The organism is Streptomyces lasiicapitis (genome assembly GCF_014646335.1).
Lineage (GTDB): Bacteria > Actinomycetota > Actinomycetes > Streptomycetales > Streptomycetaceae > Streptomyces > Streptomyces lasiicapitis.
Window position 1 is genome coordinate 1 of record NZ_BMNG01000047.1, and the last position, 647, is coordinate 647.

Annotated in this window: 1 rRNA gene; it reads right to left on the reverse strand. The window is 59.5% G+C overall.

Features of this window, described 5'->3' with window-relative positions:
* Nucleotides 1-627: ribosomal RNA gene (locus tag IEY91_RS41455) — 16S ribosomal RNA — on the reverse strand; the annotation flags it as partial.
* Between the last annotated feature and the right edge of the window lie 20 nt (nt 628-647).

Here is a 647-nt window from a genome sequence, read left to right on the forward strand (position 1 = left end):
CTAGCCTGCCCGTATCGACTGCAGACCCGGGGTTAAGCCCCGGGCTTTCACAACCGACGTGACAAGCCGCCTACGAGCTCTTTACGCCCAATAATTCCGGACAACGCTTGCGCCCTACGTATTACCGCGGCTGCTGGCACGTAGTTAGCCGGCGCTTCTTCTGCAGGTACCGTCACTTTCGCTTCTTCCCTGCTGAAAGAGGTTTACAACCCGAAGGCCGTCATCCCTCACGCGGCGTCGCTGCATCAGGCTTTCGCCCATTGTGCAATATTCCCCACTGCTGCCTCCCGTAGGAGTCTGGGCCGTGTCTCAGTCCCAGTGTGGCCGGTCGCCCTCTCAGGCCGGCTACCCGTCGTCGCCTTGGTGAGCCACTACCTCACCAACAAGCTGATAGGCCGCGGGCTCATCCTGCACCGCCGGAGCTTTCCACACGAAGATCATGCGATCCCGTGTCATATCCGGTATTAGACCCCGTTTCCAGGGCTTGTCCCAGAGTGCAGGGCAGATTGCCCACGTGTTACTCACCCGTTCGCCACTAATCCACCCCGAAGGGCTTCATCGTTCGACTTGCATGTGTTAAGCACGCCGCCAGCGTTCGTCCTGAGCCAGGATCAAACTCTCCGTGAATGTTTCCGGGTAATCCCGGT